The organism is Cyanobium sp. LEGE 06113 (assembly GCF_015207615.1).
The window spans coordinates 199822-214003 of record NZ_JADEWM010000005.1; the positions used below are offsets into that span (position 1 = coordinate 199822).

Sequence of the window (14182 nt, forward strand, 5' to 3'; positions counted from 1 at the left end):
CCTCAGGCCCTGCCGCGGGGGCCCCGGTCCACGGCGCCGGCATAGACGGCCTGGCTGCCCAGTTCGTCTTCGATGCGCAGCAGCTGGTTGTACTTGGCCACCCGCTCGCTGCGGCTGAGGGAGCCCGTCTTGATCTGGCCGGCGCGGGTGGCCACGGCCAGGTCGGCGATGGTGGTGTCTTCGGTTTCGCCGCTGCGGTGGCTGATCACGCTGGTGTAGCCGGCCCGGCCGGCCAGATCGATCGCCTGCAGGGTTTCGGTGAGGGAGCCGATCTGGTTCACCTTGATCAGGATCGAATTGGCCAGGCTCAGATCGATGCCGCGCTGCAGCCGCTGGGTGTTGGTCACAAACAGGTCGTCTCCCACCAGTTGCACCGTGGCGCCGAGCTTCTCGCTCAGCAGGGCCCAGCCATCCCAGTCGTCCTCCGCCAGCCCGTCCTCGATCGACACGATCGGGAAGCGGCCTGCCAGCTCGGCCAGCTGGTCCACCATCTCGGCGCTGGTGTAGCTGCCGCCGTCGAAGGCGTAGCGGCCGTCCTGGAAGAATTCGGTGCTGGCCACATCGAGGGCCAGGGAGATCTGATCCCCCGGCCGGTAGCCGGCCTGCTCGATCGCCTGCACCAGCAGCTCGCCGGCGGCGATGTTGCCCAGGTCCGGCGCGAAACCGCCCTCGTCCCCCACGGCGGTGCTGAGGCCCTTGTCCTTGAGCAGGCCTTTGAGCATGTGGAACACCTCGGTGCCCATCCGCAGGGCCTCACTGAAGCTGTTCGCTCCGTGGGGCACCAGCATGAACTCCTGGAAATCGAGGCTGTTGGCCGCGTGGGCGCCGCCATTGATCACGTTCATCAGCGGCACCGGCAGCAGGCTGGCCATCGGCCCGCCCAGGTAGCGGTAGAGCGGCAGCCCCACCCCATTGGCCGCGGCCCGGGCGGTCGCCAGGCTCACCGCCAGGATGGCGTTGGCGCCGAGCGCGCTCTTGTTGTCAGAGCCGTCGAGCTCGATCATCGCCGCGTCCACGGCGCCTTGGTCGAGGGCGGAAAGGCCGCAGAGCATCGGGGCGATCTTCTCCTCGATGTTGCCCACGGCCTGCAGCACGCCCTTGCCCATGTAGCGGCTGCCGCCATCGCGCAGCTCGTGCGCCTCGTGGGCGCCGGTGCTGGCGCCGCTGGGCACCATGGCCCGGCCGCTGGCGCCGCCTTCGAGCAGCACTTCCGCCTCCACCGTGGGGGTGCCGCGGGAGTCGAGCACCTCCCTGGCCACCACGGTGTCGATCACGAGGTCGAGGGAGTCGATCACTGGAGCCGGCCTGGTGCTGTCAGGGCAGGATCCTATGGGCCACCCCCTCCCGCCCATGTGTGGCAACGGGCACTGTGGGCCGGGTTGCTGGCCAGAATGGGGGCACGACCTCTGCCTCGGCCAGCCGATGCGTCTGCTGCACACCATGCTCCGGGTGGGGAACCTGGATCGCTCCCTCGCCTTCTACACCGAAGTGCTGGGGATGACGCTGCTGCGCCGCAAGGACTACCCCTCCGGCCGCTTCACCCTGGCCTTCGTGGGCTATGGCGAGGAGAGCGACCACACCGTGCTGGAGCTCACCCAGAACTGGGACACCGAGCGCTACGACCTCGGTGAGGGCTATGGCCACATCGCCCTGGGCGTCGACGACATCCATGGCACCTGCGGCGCGATCGCGGCCAAGGGAGGCCGGGTGGTGCGGGAGCCGGGCCCGATGAAGCACGGCACCACCGTGATTGCCTTTGTGGAGGATCCCGATGGCTACAAGGTGGAGTTGATCCAGCTGGGGTCCAGATCCGATGCCGGCTGAGCTGGGTCGCGACGTGTCCTCCGTGGTGCGTTCCGGGGGCAGAACCGCTGCGGCTCCTGCGGCCCCGGCCAGCCTCACCGGCAAGCCCGAACGCTTCAGCGCCGAGGCCTGGGAGCTGCTGCTGGCCGGCCAGGACGGGGCCCGCCGCTGGCGCCACGGCGTGCTCGATGTGGAGCACCTGCTGCAGGCCCTGCTGCTGGAGCGGCGCTTCGGGGCCTGGGCCGACCGCCTGCCCCTCGATGCCGATCAGCTGCTCGACCAGCTGGAGAGCTTCTGCGCCCAGCAACCCACCAGCACGTCCGATCAGCTGTTCATCGGCGATGCCCTGGAGGATCTGCTTGAGGAGGCCGACCGCCGCCGCGCCGGCTGGGGGTCGCGGCTGCTCGATCTGCCTCACCTGTTGCTGGCCCTGGTGGAGGAGCCCCGCATCGGTGCCAGCCTGCTGGCCCAGCAGGGCCTCACCGAGGAGCTGCTGCTGCGCCAGCTGCGCCCGGGGGCCCAGGCGCCCGCTCCGCCGCGTCGTCCCGACCATGCCCCCGCCGCGCCCGTGGCGGCTCCACCAGCTCCCGTCGCCCCCACCCCAGCCGCGGAGCGGGCGCCAGCCGCCGCTCCGCCGCTGCAGCTGGAGCCGGAAGGCCCCGAGCCCACGGCGCTGGAGCGCTACGGCCGCGACCTCACCGCCGCCGCCCGGGCCGCCGAACTCGATCCGGTGATCGGCCGCGACGCCGAAATCCGCCGTCTGATCCAGGTGCTGTCGCGCCGCAGCAAGAACAACCCGGTGCTGATCGGCGAGCCGGGCGTAGGCAAGACCGCCGTGGCGGAGTGCCTGGCCCAGCGGATCGTGGCCGGGGAGGTGCCCGATGCCCTGTTGGGGCAGCGGCTGGTGGCCCTCGACCTGGGCGCCCTGATCGCCGGTGCCAAATTCCGCGGTCAGTTCGAGGAGCGCCTGCGTTCGGTGCTGGCGGAGGTGCGCGATGCCGACCCCGGCGTGATCGTGTTCATCGATGAGCTGCATGCGGTGGTGAGCAGCGACCGCTCCAACGCCGATGCCGGCAGCATCCTCAAACCGGCCCTGGCCCGCGGCGAGCTGCGCTGTGTGGGGGCCACCACACCGGAGGAGTACCGCCGCAGCATCGAGAAAGACCCCGCCCTGGAACGTCGCTTCCAGCAGGTGGTGATCCGCGAGCCCGGCATCGAGACCAGCGTGGAGATCCTGCGCGGCCTCAAGGAGCGCTACGAACTCCACCACGCGTCACCATCACCGATGCCGCCCTGGCCTCCGCCGCCCGGCTGGCGGACCGTTATCTCGCCGATCGCTGCCTGCCCGATTCCGCCATCGATCTAGTGGATGAGGCCGCCGCCAACCTGCGCATGGAGGTCACCTCCAAACCGCGCCCGGTGGAGGAGGCCGAGGTGGCCTTGCGGCGGGTGGAGCTGGCCCTGCTCTCGGCCGAGGCGACGCCGGAAGCCGAACGGATTGCCCTGCAGGAGCAACGGCGCCAGGCCTCCGAGGCGCTGCAGGGCCTCAAGCAGCGCTGGCAGGCGGAGCGGCAGCGGGTGGCGGAGCTGCGCGAACTGCTCCAGCAGGACGAAGACCTGCGCCATGCCATCGCCGAGGCGGAGCGCTGCGGCGATCTCGAGGAGGCGGCCCGCCTCCAGTACGACCAGCTCCACGGCGTGCAGCAGCGCCGCCGCGCCCTGGAGGAGGCGATGCAGACAGACGCCATGCTGCGCGAGCAGGTGGAGCCCGGCGACATCGCCGATGTGGTGGCCCGCCGGACCGGCATTCCGGTGCAGCGCCTGCTGGCCGGCGAACGCCAGAAGCTGCTGGAGCTCGACAGCCGCCTCGGCGAGCGGGTGATCGGCCAGCTGGAGCCCGTGGCGGCGGTGGCGGCCGCGATCCGGCGCGCCCGGGCCGGCATGCAGTCGCCGCGGCGGCCCGTGGGCTCGTTCCTGTTCCTCGGCCCCACCGGTGTGGGCAAGACCGAGCTGGCCAAGGCCCTGGCCGCGGCCCTGTTCGACGAGGACGAGGCCCTGGTGCGCCTCGACATGAGCGAATTCATGGAGCGCAATGCCGTGGCCCGGCTGGTGGGGGCCCCGCCCGGCTACGTCGGCTACGAGGAGGGGGGGCAGCTCACCGAGGCCGTGCGGCGCCGTCCCTATGCCGTGCTGCTGCTCGATGAAGTGGAGAAAGCCCACCCTGAGGTGTTCAACCTGCTGCTGCAGGTGCTCGATGACGGCCGGCTCACCGATTCCCAGGGCCGCACCGTGGACTTCCGCCACACGGTGGTGATCATGACCAGCAACCTGGCCAGCCGGGCGATTCTCGACCATGCCCGCGGCGCCTTGGACGGAGCCCAGGTGGAGCAGGCCATGGACCAGGCCCTGGCGGCCAGCTTCCGGCCCGAGTTCCTCAACCGCATCGATGAGGTGATCCGCTTCCGGCCTCTCTCGGAGGCCGATCTCGAGCGCATCGTGCGGCTGCAGCTGGCCGAGCTGGCCGCCCTGCTGGCGGAGCAGCAGCTGCAGCTGGAGGTGGAGGAGCCGGTGGTGCAGGCCCTCGCGGCCCAGGGCTATGAGCCGGAGTACGGCGCCAGGCCCCTGCGCCGGGTGCTGCGGCGCCGTATCGAGAATCCCCTGGCCACTGAGCTGCTGGAGGACCGCTACGAGGGGGCCCGGGGCGTTCACATCAGCCTCGGCGAGGGCGCCGGCGCTGGTCTGTGCTTTGAGCCGCTGGGGAAGGGCGTCCGGTAGGGTGACTGTTTGCCGAGTCGCGCGGATGCCCGCGTGCGTCAGCGCCCGTGTTGTCCGACCCCAACAGCCCCGATCCCAACAGCTCCGACCCCAACCGCTCCCCACGCAGCGTTGCGGCTGAGCAGGCTGCCTCTGACCAGGTGGCGGCTGAGTCCACTGCAGCTGCAGCGGCGGTCGCTGACGGCTCGGAGGCCCAGCAGCTGGCAGCGGCCGAGGCGGCCAGCCCCAAGGGTTTCGGTGCCGCCACCCTGGCGGAGCTGCGCCGGGTGGTCTGGCCCAGCCGCCAGCAGCTGTTCAGTGAGTCGGTGGCGGTGATCCTGATGGTGGGGCTCTCGGCGGCGGCGATCGCGGCCATCGACCGCTTCTACGGCTGGGCCTCCTCCCAGGTGTTCGGCTGACCCTCCGCCAGTCCTGTCAGACCTCCAGCCCCCAGCCGCAGCGCCCACTCCCCCCTGTTTTCCTGAGCCCCCAGCCTGAGCACCGTGTCCGAGACCCTCTCTGAACCCCAAACCGACGCCGCTGCCGACTCGCTTGGCCCGGAGGCAGAGACGCGCTCTGAGCCCGCGGCTGAAGCCCCCACCGAGAAGCGCCAGGTGGCCCGCTGGTATGCGGTGCAGGTGGCGTCCAGTTGCGAGAAGAAAGTGAAGGCCACCCTGGAGCAGAGGGCGGTGACCCTTGGGGTGGACAACCGCATCCTGGAGATCGAGATCCCCCAGACCCCCGGGGTGAAGCTGAAGAAGGATGGCAGCCGCCAGAGCACCGAGGAGAAGGTGTTCCCCGGCTATGTGCTGGTGCGGATGATGCTCGACGAGGACACGATGATGGCGGTGCGCAGCACCCCCAACGTGATCAACTTCGTGGGGGCGGAGGAGCGTCGGGCCACGGCCCGCGCCCGCGGCCACATCAAGCCGCGGCCCCTCAGCCGCCAGGAGGTGGACCGCATCTTCAAGCGGGCGGCTGAGAAGAAAGCAGTGGTGAAGGTCGATCTCACCGAGGGCGATCAGATCCTGGTGACGGCCGGGCCCTTCAAGGACTTCCAGGGCGAGGTGATCGAGGTGTCGGGCGAGCGCAACAAGCTCAAGGCCCTGCTCTCGATCTTCGGTCGGGAAACGCCTGTGGAACTCGAATTCGCCCAGATCAGCAAGCAGAGCTGAGCCCCTGGCTCTGCTCAGCGGCCGTCTCCCTGCGGAGGATGGCCGTTCCCGTCACGCCTCCCTCCAGGAGGTGATCCGCAGCTCCGCCCAGTAGTTCGAGACGATGGCCAAGAAAATCGTAGCCGTGATCAAGCTGGCCCTCCAGGCCGGCAAAGCCAACCCGGCACCCCCTGTGGGTCCTGCCCTGGGTCAGCACGGCGTCAACATCATGGCGTTCTGCAAGGAGTACAACGCCCGCACCCAGGAGAAGGCCGGTTATGTGATTCCGGTGGAGATCTCGGTCTTTGAAGACCGCAGCTTCACCTTCATCACCAAGACCCCTCCCGCCTCGGTGCTGATCTCCAAGCTGCCGGCATTGAGAAGGGTGCCGCCACTTCCTCGAAAGGAGCGGTGGGTGCCATCAGCCGCGCCCAGCTCGAGGAGATCGCCAAGACCAAGCTGCCCGACCTCAACTGCACCAGCGTCGAGTCGGCCATGCGCATCATCGAAGGCACCGCCCGCAACATGGGCGTCGCCGTCAACGACTGAGTCCTTCCATCCATCCCCAGGGGGAGATCCAGCCAGCGGCCCACCGCGCCTACGACGCCCCAGCCCTGCCCTGCATCGCCCGCACCCCATACCCGCCATGCCAAAAGTTTCCAAGCGTTTTTCCGCCCTCCAGGCCAAGGTCGCCGAGCGAGCCCATGAGCCCATGGAGGCCATCGAGCTGGTGAAGGCCAATGCCACCGCCAAGTTCGACGAGACGATCGAGGCCCACGTGCGCCTCGGCATCGATCCCAAGTACACCGACCAGCAGCTGCGCACCACCGTGGCCCTGCCCCACGGCACCGGTCAGAGCATTCGCATTGCCGTGATCGCCCGGGGTGAGGCCGTGGCTGCCGCCAAGCGCCGGCGCCGAGCTCTCCGGCGACGACGATCTGGTGGATCAGATCGCCGGTGGCACGATCGACTTCGACCTGCTGATCGCCACCCCGGACATGATGCCCAAGGTGGCCAAGCTGGGCCGGGTGCTGGGCCCCCGGGGCCTGATGCCCAACCCCAAGGCCGGCACCGTCACCACTGACCTGGTCGGCGCCATCGCCGAGTTCAAGGCCGGCAAGCTCGAGTTCCGTGCCGACCGCAGTGGCATCGTGCACGTGCGCTTCGGCAAGGCCAGCTTCGATTCCGCCAAGCTGCTCGACAACCTCAAGGCCCTGCAGGAGACGATCGATCGCCAGAAGCCCAGCGGTGCCAAGGGCCGCTACTGGCGCTCCCTCTACGTCACCTCCACCATGGGTCCCTCGGTGCAGGTGGACTTCGCCGCCCTGCAGGACATCAAGCAGGAGGGCTGAGCCGGAACCGGTGGGTTCAGCATCAGAGGCTGGCCCCACGCTGAGTTATGTTTATGAGCTGGCTTAGGCCAGAAGGGCACGCGCCCTACCCCAGACAGCAGGTGAGAACGGCTTCCGGTTCCCCGGATGATCCGTTTCTGTAAGTCCTGCCGAGGTGTACGCGACAGGTTTTCGGCCTCCAGGCCGCCAGTGGGTTGATCCACGGGTGTCTTGATCGGGTCAGGAGCATGCAGCGGCCTCGAGCCCTTCGGCAGTCACTCTCGGAGTGGTTGGCGTTGGCGTCCAGGGCCGCGTACCCGGCTTGTTCCCCCGATCCGATCCTTTCCTATGGGCCGCACGCTGGAGAACAAGCAACAGATCGTCGAAGAGCTCAAGGGGCTCCTCGGCGAGGCCGAACTGGCGCTGGTCCTTGATTTCAAGGGTCTGTCCATCAAGGAGATGTCTGATCTGCGGACCCGTCTGCAGGCCAGCAACGGTGTGTGCAAGGTGACCAAAAACACCTTGATGCGTCGGGCTATTGATGGCGACAGTGCCTGGTCGAATCTCGAATCCCTGCTCACCGGCACCAACGCCTTCGTGCTCGTCAAGGGCGACGTGGGTGGTGCGGTGAAGGCCGTGCAGTCCTTCCAGAAGGACAGCAAGAAGTCGGAAACCAAGGGCGGCCTTTTCGAAGGCAAGCTCCTCTCCCAGTCCGACATCAAGGCCATCGGGGATCTGCCCTCCAAGGAGGTGCTCATGGCTCAGATCGCCGGTGCGATCAACGCTGTGGCCACCAAGGTGGCCGTGGGCATCAACGAGGTTCCCTCCGGTCTCGCTCGGGCGCTCCAGCAACACGCCGATGGCGAAGGCCAGGCCTCCTGAGGCCCGCCTCAATGCCAGCGGCTGTTGCCGAGTTCAACCGATCCGACTGTTTCCCACAGATCTGTTGCTGATTCCCAACCATGTCTGCTACGACCGACCAGATTCTCGACCAACTCAAATCCCTCTCCCTGCTTGAGGCTTCCGAGCTCGTCAAGCAGATTGAGGAGGCCTTCGGCGTCTCCGCCGCCGCTTCCGCTGGCGTGATGATGGCCGCGGCTCCTGCCGCTGCCGCTGAGGCCGCTGAAGAGCAGACCGAATTCGACGTGATCCTTGAGGGTTTCGAAGATTCGGCCAAGATCAAGGTGCTCAAGGCCGTGCGCGAAGCCACCGGCCTGGGCCTGGGCGACGCCAAGGCCCTCGTGGAGGCCGCTCCCAAGCCGGTCAAGGAAGGCATCGCCAAGGCCGATGCCGAGGCCCTCAAGAAGGCCATCGAAGAGGTGGGCGGCAAGGTGTCGATCAAGTGATCACCCTGGGGTCGGCTTTGCCGGCCCCGCGCCCACCGGCGCCCAGGCGGCGCCTTCAGCAGCCGGCTCCTTCGTGGGCCGGCTTTTTGCTGGGCCGCTGGCAGCTCCCGCGCCCGACCTGAAGCCTGCTGGTCCCCAACTTCAGGAACCTTGATCTGCAAAAAAAATGCCCCGCCAAAGGCGGGGCAGGATTGTGGAACGGTCTTTCGGAGTCTGTCCTCGTTTCGACCCGGAAGAGTCGTTCCCCACTCCTCACAAACATGACGTTAACGAGGGAATCTCAGGGTGCCAGGGGGAGTCGGTCACTCGTTGAACTGGCCCGGGGGCGGCTCAGCTGCCGTAGGGCACCACCTCAAGGGCAATCACGCCGCTCTGGCGGGGGCGCTTGGAGCTGGACTGCCTCAGCAGTCTGGATCGACTGGACAGCACCGATGAGCGCTCCACCCTGGCAAGGCCCCGCCGCGTGCTGCTGGGGCTGGACTCCGCCACGGGGCCAGGTTGGTTCAGCAACGGGGGTGGGGCCAGGGACGGCAGCGCCGCCAGCTGACCGCCGCCCCGGGCCCGGGCCAGCAGGACTGGAAGCGGCTCGGCGTGGGCCATGTAGAGATGCCTGAGGGTTTGCTCGCCGTAGGTACGGCGCTGGAAGGTCCAGCCCGGCTCCAGCTTGAGGCTGGCCAGGCCACTGGCAGGAGCCTTGCCGCTGGCCACCGGGATCAGGGTGGTCTGCTGGGGGTGGGAGGCCAGCAGCCGCAAGCGGCCGTTCTCGCTCTCCACCCGCAGCCGCCAGGGGTTGTTGAGATCGTCGTTGGCCACCCTCAGCGAGTAGGCACTGCTGGAGAGGTAGCGGCCGCACACGCCCTCGGCCACGTCGTTGTCGTAGGAGATCACCGAGCCATCCGGGTACTCCCGCCAGCAGGGCGGGGCCGCCTGAAGCTGCTCGAGCACGATCAGGTTCCAGCGGTTGCCGGCCAGGGGCTGGGCTACGGCGATGGCCTGACCGGGAGCGATCGGCTCGCTTCCGAACAGAGCCGCTGCCCTGGCGCCGCTGGCCTGGCGGCCCATCAGCCAGCTGGAACTGAGGATGGCGGCGGCACCTGTGGCGGTGATCGCCGTGCCGGTGATAGCGACGCGAAGCGCCATGCAGGCACGCCTGCTGACTGAGGCTCGGCTGCTAACCATGGCGACGCTCTGCCCTGATGGCAGCTCAGAGTGGAAGATCTGTCTAGCGACGATCTTGAGGATGTCCAGTGGCTGATCGGCCAGCGCGGGTGGTGGCGGCGGCCTGTGACGGGGCCTGCAGTGGCAACCCCGGCCCGGGCGGCTGGGGGGGGCTGCTGCGCTTTGAAGATGGTTCCGTCCATGAGCTGGGCGGCGCCGACCAGCACACCACCAACAACCGCATGGAGCTCACGGCGGCCCTGGCGCTGCTGAACGCTCTGCGCGATCTGCCCCGCCATCCCGACCTGGCGATCCGAACCGACAGCCGTTATCTGATTGATGGCCTCGGCAAGTGGATTCACGGCTGGAAGCGCAAGGGCTGGCGCACTGCCTCCGGTGGGCAGGTGCTGAACCGTGATCTCTGGGAGCAGCTCGACCGGGCCCGCCTTGCCGATGTGTCCCTGCGCCACGTGAAGGGCCACAGCGGCGATCCGGACAATGAGCGTTGCGACACCATCGCCGTGGCCTTTTCCCGTGGCCAGATCCCGCCGCTGATGGCCGGAGAGGTGCTGGCCACCGCCAGGCTGGAGGCCGAAGTGCCGGCTCCTTCCGGACAGGCCGAACAGGTCGTTTCCGGCGCTGATGGATCCGACGCCCCCGAGGCGGGCCTTGCCCCGGCGCCACTGCAGCAGTTGCTGACGCGGCTGGAGTGGGCCGACCGGGTGGCGGATCGGGGCTACGGCCTCTCCCTGCTGGAGCTTGCCCAGCTGGTGGAGCAGCCCCTGCGCACGCTGGAGCGCCGCAGCCGTGCCTGGACCTGGCGGGACTGGCGGGTGGAGCCACTGGAGGATGGCCGCTGGCGCCTGCGGCGCGGGACGGCAGGATTGGACGATCGGCCGTAGGCGGGTGTGATGGGAGATGGTGAGCAGGCCGGCGCCAAGGCTGGAGAGAGCGCCACAGGGGCGCTGTACGACCGCTTCGTGGCTCCTTTGCTCAGCCGCGATGCCGGGGCCGACGCCGAACAGCTCAGCCGCCTCACCCTGACGACCCTGGGCCAGGCCTCGTTGCGGCGGCGCTGGCCCCTGCTGAGCGGGGCCCTGGCCGGCCTCGGCCAGGAACTGTGCCGGCCTGACCCGCGCCTGGAGCAGACCCTGTTCGGCTGCCGCTTCCGCAACCCGCTTGGGCTGGCGGCGGGATTCGACAAAGACGCCGTGGCGGCGGCGATCTGGCACCAGTTCGGCTTCGGCTTCGCCGAGCTGGGCACGATCACCTGGCACGCCCAGCCCGGTAATCCCCGTCCTCGCCTGTTTCGGCTGGCTGAAGAGCGGGCTGCCCTCAACCGCATGGGCTTCAACAACCAGGGGGCGGCCGCAGCGCTGCGCACCCTGGAGCGCCAGCGGCTGCCTGCGCCAGGCCAGCGTCCCGCGGTGCTGGGGATCAACCTGGGCAAATCGAAGCTCACTCCCCTGGAGCAGGCCCCGGACGACTACGCCGCCTCTCTGGAGCTGCTGGCGCCCCAGGCCGACTACGCCGTGATCAATGTGAGCTCGCCCAACACCCCAGGGCTGCGTGATCTTCAGGACGAAGTGCTGCTGCGCCGCTTGGTGGAGCGGCTGCGGCGCTTGCCCGCCTGCCCCCCGCTGCTGGTGAAGATCGCTCCCGACCTCGAAGACGATGCCATCGACGCCATTGCCCGCATGGCCTACGAGGAGGGTCTGGCCGGGGTGATTGCCGTGAACACCAGCCTCAACCGCCTCGGGCTGGAGCAGCGGCTCCTGGCCCAGACGGGGCGCAGCCTGGCGGAGGAGGCGGGGGGGCTCAGCGGCGCTCCGTTGCGACGGCGTGCCCTGGAAGTGCTGCGCCGGCTCAGGGCCACGGCGGGGCCTGCCCTGCCGTTGATCGGTGTGGGAGGGATCGACTCCCCAGAGGCCGCCTGGGAACGGATCTCCGCCGGCGCCTCCCTGATTCAGCTCTACACCGGCTGGATCTATGGGGGCCCAGCTCTGGTGCCCAGGATTCTGGAGGGTCTCAGTCGGCAGCTCGGGTGTCACCGCCTGGCCCATCTGGGCCAGGCGGTGGGGGCCGGCCTGCCGTGGAGAGTTGGCTGATTGGTTAGATCCAATTGAGCAAGGATGGGTTAATTTCTGAAACGTTCATGGGCTCCCTGACGTGGTGCTCGTCGGGATCAAGGACCGCTGGCGGCAACTGCGGGCTGAGCTGTTGCCCAGGATTGTGCTGCTGGACTTCACCGATCCGCAGTTGCTGGTGGGTCAGGGGTTGCGCAATGGCAAGCCTCAGGCACAGAACTGGAGTGCACCGGTTCCGGCCCGCACCCTGCGCGATGGCATGCCGATTGCTGCCGGTGCCTTTGGGGATTTTGTCGGAGACCTGTTGTTGGAGCAGAAGGCTCCCAATGCGACTCTGGTGGTGGCTCTGCCCCGCCAGGCCTGTGAGTGGCGCCTGATCAGCTGGCCCGGCGGCGTCAGCCCTGAGGACCCCATCGAAGCTCTGCGCGAGCTCAATCCCGATCTGAAGCTCCCTTATCCCTTGGGCGCGGCCCGCATCGACGTGCAACCAGTGCCCGGTCGGGAGGGAAGGGCGGTGGTGGTCGCGGCGCCGCGGACCACGGTGGAAGCCTGGATCGACCTGTTCGCCATCGCCGGCTCAAGCCTGCGCCACCTGCTGCCCTCCCAGGCCTGCCAGATGCTGGCCCTGCGTGAAGAGCTTGACGCGATGGCCCCAGGCGATCTGCTTGGCGTGCTGCAGCCCACCAGCAGCGAATGCCTGCTCGACGTTTGGGTGGACGGGGCCCCCCACTTCCAGCGGCGGCTTCCCCTGGAGGCCACCCAGCTGGTGCCTGCCCTGCAACGCTGTCTGCAGTTCTGCCGTGATCAGTTCGGCATCACCCATGACCGGCTGCTGGTGAGCGACGAGCTGAGTGCCGCCGCAGCGGTGGAGCAGGAGACTGGCCTGGAGCTGGAACTTGTTGATCGGCGCGGTTTCGGCACCCTGGCGCTGGCAGGATTGGCTCAGGTGGCGTTGGCCCGATGAGCAGCGCCCCCTTCGATCTGTTGCGCGAGAAGCGCGAGGAGCTGGGCCTTCAGCAACCGGCGCTGGCCAGCCAGTCCGATCGCCAGACCATGCTCAAGGGCGCGGCGATCGGTACTGGCCTCATCGGCTTGTTGCTTGGTCTCACCGGTCTGGCGGTGCTGCGTGGCCTGTTCGTGGAGGCGGAGATCGATCGGCTCGCCAGGGTGGAGGCAGAGGAGCAGCAGCTCCAGGGCAAGTTCACCGCCAGCGCCCAAGGCCTCCGGACCCTGGAGCAGAGCAACACGGCTCTGGTCAACGGATTGATCGGAACCCGCTCCTCCTCAGCCTGATGCGGGATCTGCAACAGAGGGTGCCGCAGGGGATTCAGCTCACCGACGCCCTCCAGCAGAACGACCAGCAGCAGATGCTGCTCAAAGGACTGGCCAACGATCCGGAAGCCTTCGTTCGGATCAATGCCCTCCAGCTTGTGCTCGAACGTTCGCCCCTGGTCGACGCCGACAAGGGGGTGACCCTGATCAAGGCCGCCCGTGACCGGACGGCGACCAACAACAACAGGGTGTCGCCTTCCGTGGAGTTCGAACTTCGCTTTGCATTTCGCGAGCCGATCCCTGCGGCGGCTGAAAAGGTCGTCCTCGAAGACCTGGGCGCCGAGGGCCTTTCCCGCCGCCTCGACCTGCTCCAGAAGGAGGGACTGCTGCCATGACCAATCTCCAGTCTTCCCAGTCCCATGAGGAGCAGATCCTGCGTCAGCGCATCCTGCTGGGTGTTCCGATCGGCGTGGGGGTCTTGATCGCTTCGGTGCTCAGCGCAGGCTTGCTGGTGCCCCAGTTGCTGCGTCTGCGTTCGGACTCCCAACGGCTTGCCGAGCTCCAGGTCCTGGAACAGAGGATCCCGCTGATCCGCCGCCAGCTCGATCAGACCGCCCTGGACAGGGACAAGGCCGAGCAGCAACAGCGCAAAATCCTGGCCCTGATTCAGGGCAGCGGCGAGTTTCTCACCTTTCTGAGCCAGATCGACCGCGAAGCCATCCGCAACGGCGTGCAGCTCGAGCTCTATGAGCCGGTGTCGACCCGTGCGGCTGCTCAGCCAGATGGCCAGGCGGAAGGGGAGCAGGTTCCACCGTCCCAGACCCCGCTTGAACAGGCCGGATTGACGGCGGAGCAGGTGCTGCTCAGCGCCAGGGGAAGCTATCCGCGGTTGCTCGGCTTTCTCCGGGCCGTCGAGAAGCTCAGCCTGCTGGCCATCCCCAGTGACTTCAGGATGGTTTTGGTCAACCCCGCAGCCGCCACGGGAGCCAATCAGCAGGGCCGCCTCCCACCCGGAACTCCGGCCGTGCCCGAGCTGAAGCTGCTGCTCACCTACTACAAGGTGCCCGAAGGAGGATTGAAGCCCCGGCCTGTCGAGGCTGCCGCCGATGCCCCTGAGGCGCCTCCGGCTCCCAGCGCTCCAGCACCTATTCCGCCGGCGCCGCCCGGGGTCGAGTAGGGCTCTAGCAGAGCAACACGGCAGGTTGACGTACTCACAGAGAAGCGAGTCGCTGCCGCATTTGCTACCGGTTTACTGGGATGGAGGCCTCCGTTTTTGT

At 68.2% G+C, this 14182-nt stretch carries 13 protein-coding genes and 3 pseudogenes; 14 read left to right on the plus strand and 2 right to left on the minus strand.

Going from position 1 to position 14182, the window contains the following annotated elements; genetic code table 11:
• Nucleotides 1-2: 2 nt before the first annotated feature.
• Nucleotides 3-1295, minus strand: a complete 1293-nt coding sequence (gene eno, locus IQ220_RS10390; protein WP_193914825.1) for a phosphopyruvate hydratase — start codon at nucleotides 1293-1295, stop codon at nucleotides 3-5.
• 127 nt (nucleotides 1296-1422) lie between these two features.
• Here eno and gloA point away from each other — a divergent pair, with 127 nt between their 5' ends.
• The 8 genes and pseudogenes from gloA to rplL all read left to right on the plus strand — a co-directional run bounded on the left by gloA (nucleotide 1423) and on the right by rplL (nucleotide 8388).
• Complete coding sequence (gene gloA / locus IQ220_RS10395; protein ID WP_186697497.1) at nucleotides 1423-1824, plus strand: lactoylglutathione lyase; 402 nt, start codon at nucleotides 1423-1425, stop codon at nucleotides 1822-1824.
• Nucleotides 1814-4578 (plus strand): annotated as a pseudogene (locus IQ220_RS10400) (ATP-dependent Clp protease ATP-binding subunit). The gene gloA and the pseudogene IQ220_RS10400 overlap by 11 nt, the downstream one beginning before the upstream one ends.
• A 200-nt stretch (nucleotides 4579-4778) precedes the next feature.
• Nucleotides 4779-4976 carry a preprotein translocase subunit SecE gene (gene secE, locus IQ220_RS10405; RefSeq protein WP_228009125.1) on the plus strand — a complete coding sequence of 66 codons (198 nt, stop codon included), beginning with the start codon at nucleotides 4779-4781 and terminating at the stop codon, nucleotides 4974-4976.
• A gap of 84 nt (nucleotides 4977-5060) precedes the next feature.
• Nucleotides 5061-5732 carry a transcription termination/antitermination protein NusG gene (gene nusG / locus IQ220_RS10410; RefSeq protein ID WP_225875688.1) on the plus strand — a complete coding sequence of 224 codons (672 nt, stop codon included), beginning with the start codon at nucleotides 5061-5063 and terminating at the stop codon, nucleotides 5730-5732.
• Nucleotides 5733-5835: 103 nt separating this feature from the next.
• A pseudogene (rplK, locus tag IQ220_RS10415) lies at nucleotides 5836-6260 on the plus strand (50S ribosomal protein L11).
• Between the two features lie 97 nt (nucleotides 6261-6357).
• Nucleotides 6358-7063: pseudogene (gene rplA, locus IQ220_RS10420) on the plus strand (50S ribosomal protein L1).
• Between the two features lie 327 nt (nucleotides 7064-7390).
• Entirely contained in the window at nucleotides 7391-7924 is a 534-nt protein-coding gene (gene rplJ, locus IQ220_RS10425; protein WP_193814487.1) for a 50S ribosomal protein L10, read from the plus strand.
• Between the two features lie 80 nt (nucleotides 7925-8004).
• Nucleotides 8005-8388: a 50S ribosomal protein L7/L12 gene (rplL, locus tag IQ220_RS10430; RefSeq protein WP_186697485.1), complete on the plus strand. Its 384-nt coding sequence runs from the start codon at nucleotides 8005-8007 to the stop codon at nucleotides 8386-8388.
• Nucleotides 8389-8718: 330 nt separating this feature from the next.
• Here the strand turns inward: rplL and IQ220_RS10435 are convergent, their stop codons facing one another.
• On the minus strand, nucleotides 8719-9528 hold the full coding sequence (locus IQ220_RS10435; RefSeq protein WP_193914827.1) for a DUF3747 domain-containing protein: 810 nt from the start codon (nucleotides 9526-9528) through the stop codon (nucleotides 8719-8721).
• 107 nt (nucleotides 9529-9635) lie between these two features.
• Here IQ220_RS10435 and IQ220_RS10440 point away from each other — a divergent pair, with 107 nt between their 5' ends.
• The 6 genes from IQ220_RS10440 to IQ220_RS10465 all read left to right on the plus strand — a co-directional run bounded on the left by IQ220_RS10440 (nucleotide 9636) and on the right by IQ220_RS10465 (nucleotide 14082).
• Nucleotides 9636-10448, plus strand: coding sequence for a ribonuclease H (locus IQ220_RS10440; RefSeq protein ID WP_193814490.1), 813 nt, complete (start codon nucleotides 9636-9638; stop codon nucleotides 10446-10448).
• Between the two features lie 9 nt (nucleotides 10449-10457).
• The gene (locus IQ220_RS10445) at nucleotides 10458-11654 is read left to right on the plus strand and encodes a quinone-dependent dihydroorotate dehydrogenase (RefSeq protein WP_186697479.1); all 1197 of its coding nucleotides are present in this window, start codon (nucleotides 10458-10460) and stop codon (nucleotides 11652-11654) included.
• A 61-nt stretch (nucleotides 11655-11715) separates the two neighbouring features.
• Nucleotides 11716-12597, plus strand: coding sequence for a hypothetical protein (locus tag IQ220_RS10450; protein WP_193914829.1), 882 nt, complete (start codon nucleotides 11716-11718; stop codon nucleotides 12595-12597).
• Complete coding sequence (locus IQ220_RS10455; RefSeq protein WP_193914831.1) at nucleotides 12594-12926, plus strand: hypothetical protein; 333 nt, start codon at nucleotides 12594-12596, stop codon at nucleotides 12924-12926. The genes IQ220_RS10450 and IQ220_RS10455 overlap by 4 nt, the downstream gene beginning before the upstream one ends.
• The gene (locus IQ220_RS10460) at nucleotides 12926-13300 is read left to right on the plus strand and encodes a PilN domain-containing protein (RefSeq protein WP_193914833.1); all 375 of its coding nucleotides are present in this window, start codon (nucleotides 12926-12928) and stop codon (nucleotides 13298-13300) included. The genes IQ220_RS10455 and IQ220_RS10460 overlap by 1 nt, the downstream gene beginning before the upstream one ends.
• Entirely contained in the window at nucleotides 13297-14082 is a 786-nt protein-coding gene (locus IQ220_RS10465; protein ID WP_193914835.1) for a hypothetical protein, read from the plus strand. The genes IQ220_RS10460 and IQ220_RS10465 overlap by 4 nt, the downstream gene beginning before the upstream one ends.
• Nucleotides 14083-14182 lie beyond the last annotated feature (100 nt).

Excerpts from the sequence above, each read along its gene's own strand:
- gloA (WP_186697497.1), top strand. The coding sequence starts at position 1,423 with ATGCGTCTGCTGCACACCATGCTCCGGGTGGGGAACCTGGATCGCTCC.
- rplJ (WP_193814487.1), top strand. The coding sequence starts at position 7,391 with ATGGGCCGCACGCTGGAGAACAAGCAACAGATCGTCGAAGAGCTCAAG.
- rplL (WP_186697485.1), top strand. The coding sequence starts at position 8,005 with ATGTCTGCTACGACCGACCAGATTCTCGACCAACTCAAATCCCTCTCC.
- IQ220_RS10435 (WP_193914827.1), bottom strand. The coding sequence starts at position 9,528 with ATGGCGCTTCGCGTCGCTATCACCGGCACGGCGATCACCGCCACAGGT.
- IQ220_RS10445 (WP_186697479.1), top strand. The coding sequence starts at position 10,458 with ATGGGAGATGGTGAGCAGGCCGGCGCCAAGGCTGGAGAGAGCGCCACA.
- IQ220_RS10455 (WP_193914831.1), top strand. The coding sequence starts at position 12,594 with ATGAGCAGCGCCCCCTTCGATCTGTTGCGCGAGAAGCGCGAGGAGCTG.
- IQ220_RS10460 (WP_193914833.1), top strand. The coding sequence starts at position 12,926 with ATGCGGGATCTGCAACAGAGGGTGCCGCAGGGGATTCAGCTCACCGAC.
- IQ220_RS10465 (WP_193914835.1), top strand. The coding sequence starts at position 13,297 with ATGACCAATCTCCAGTCTTCCCAGTCCCATGAGGAGCAGATCCTGCGT.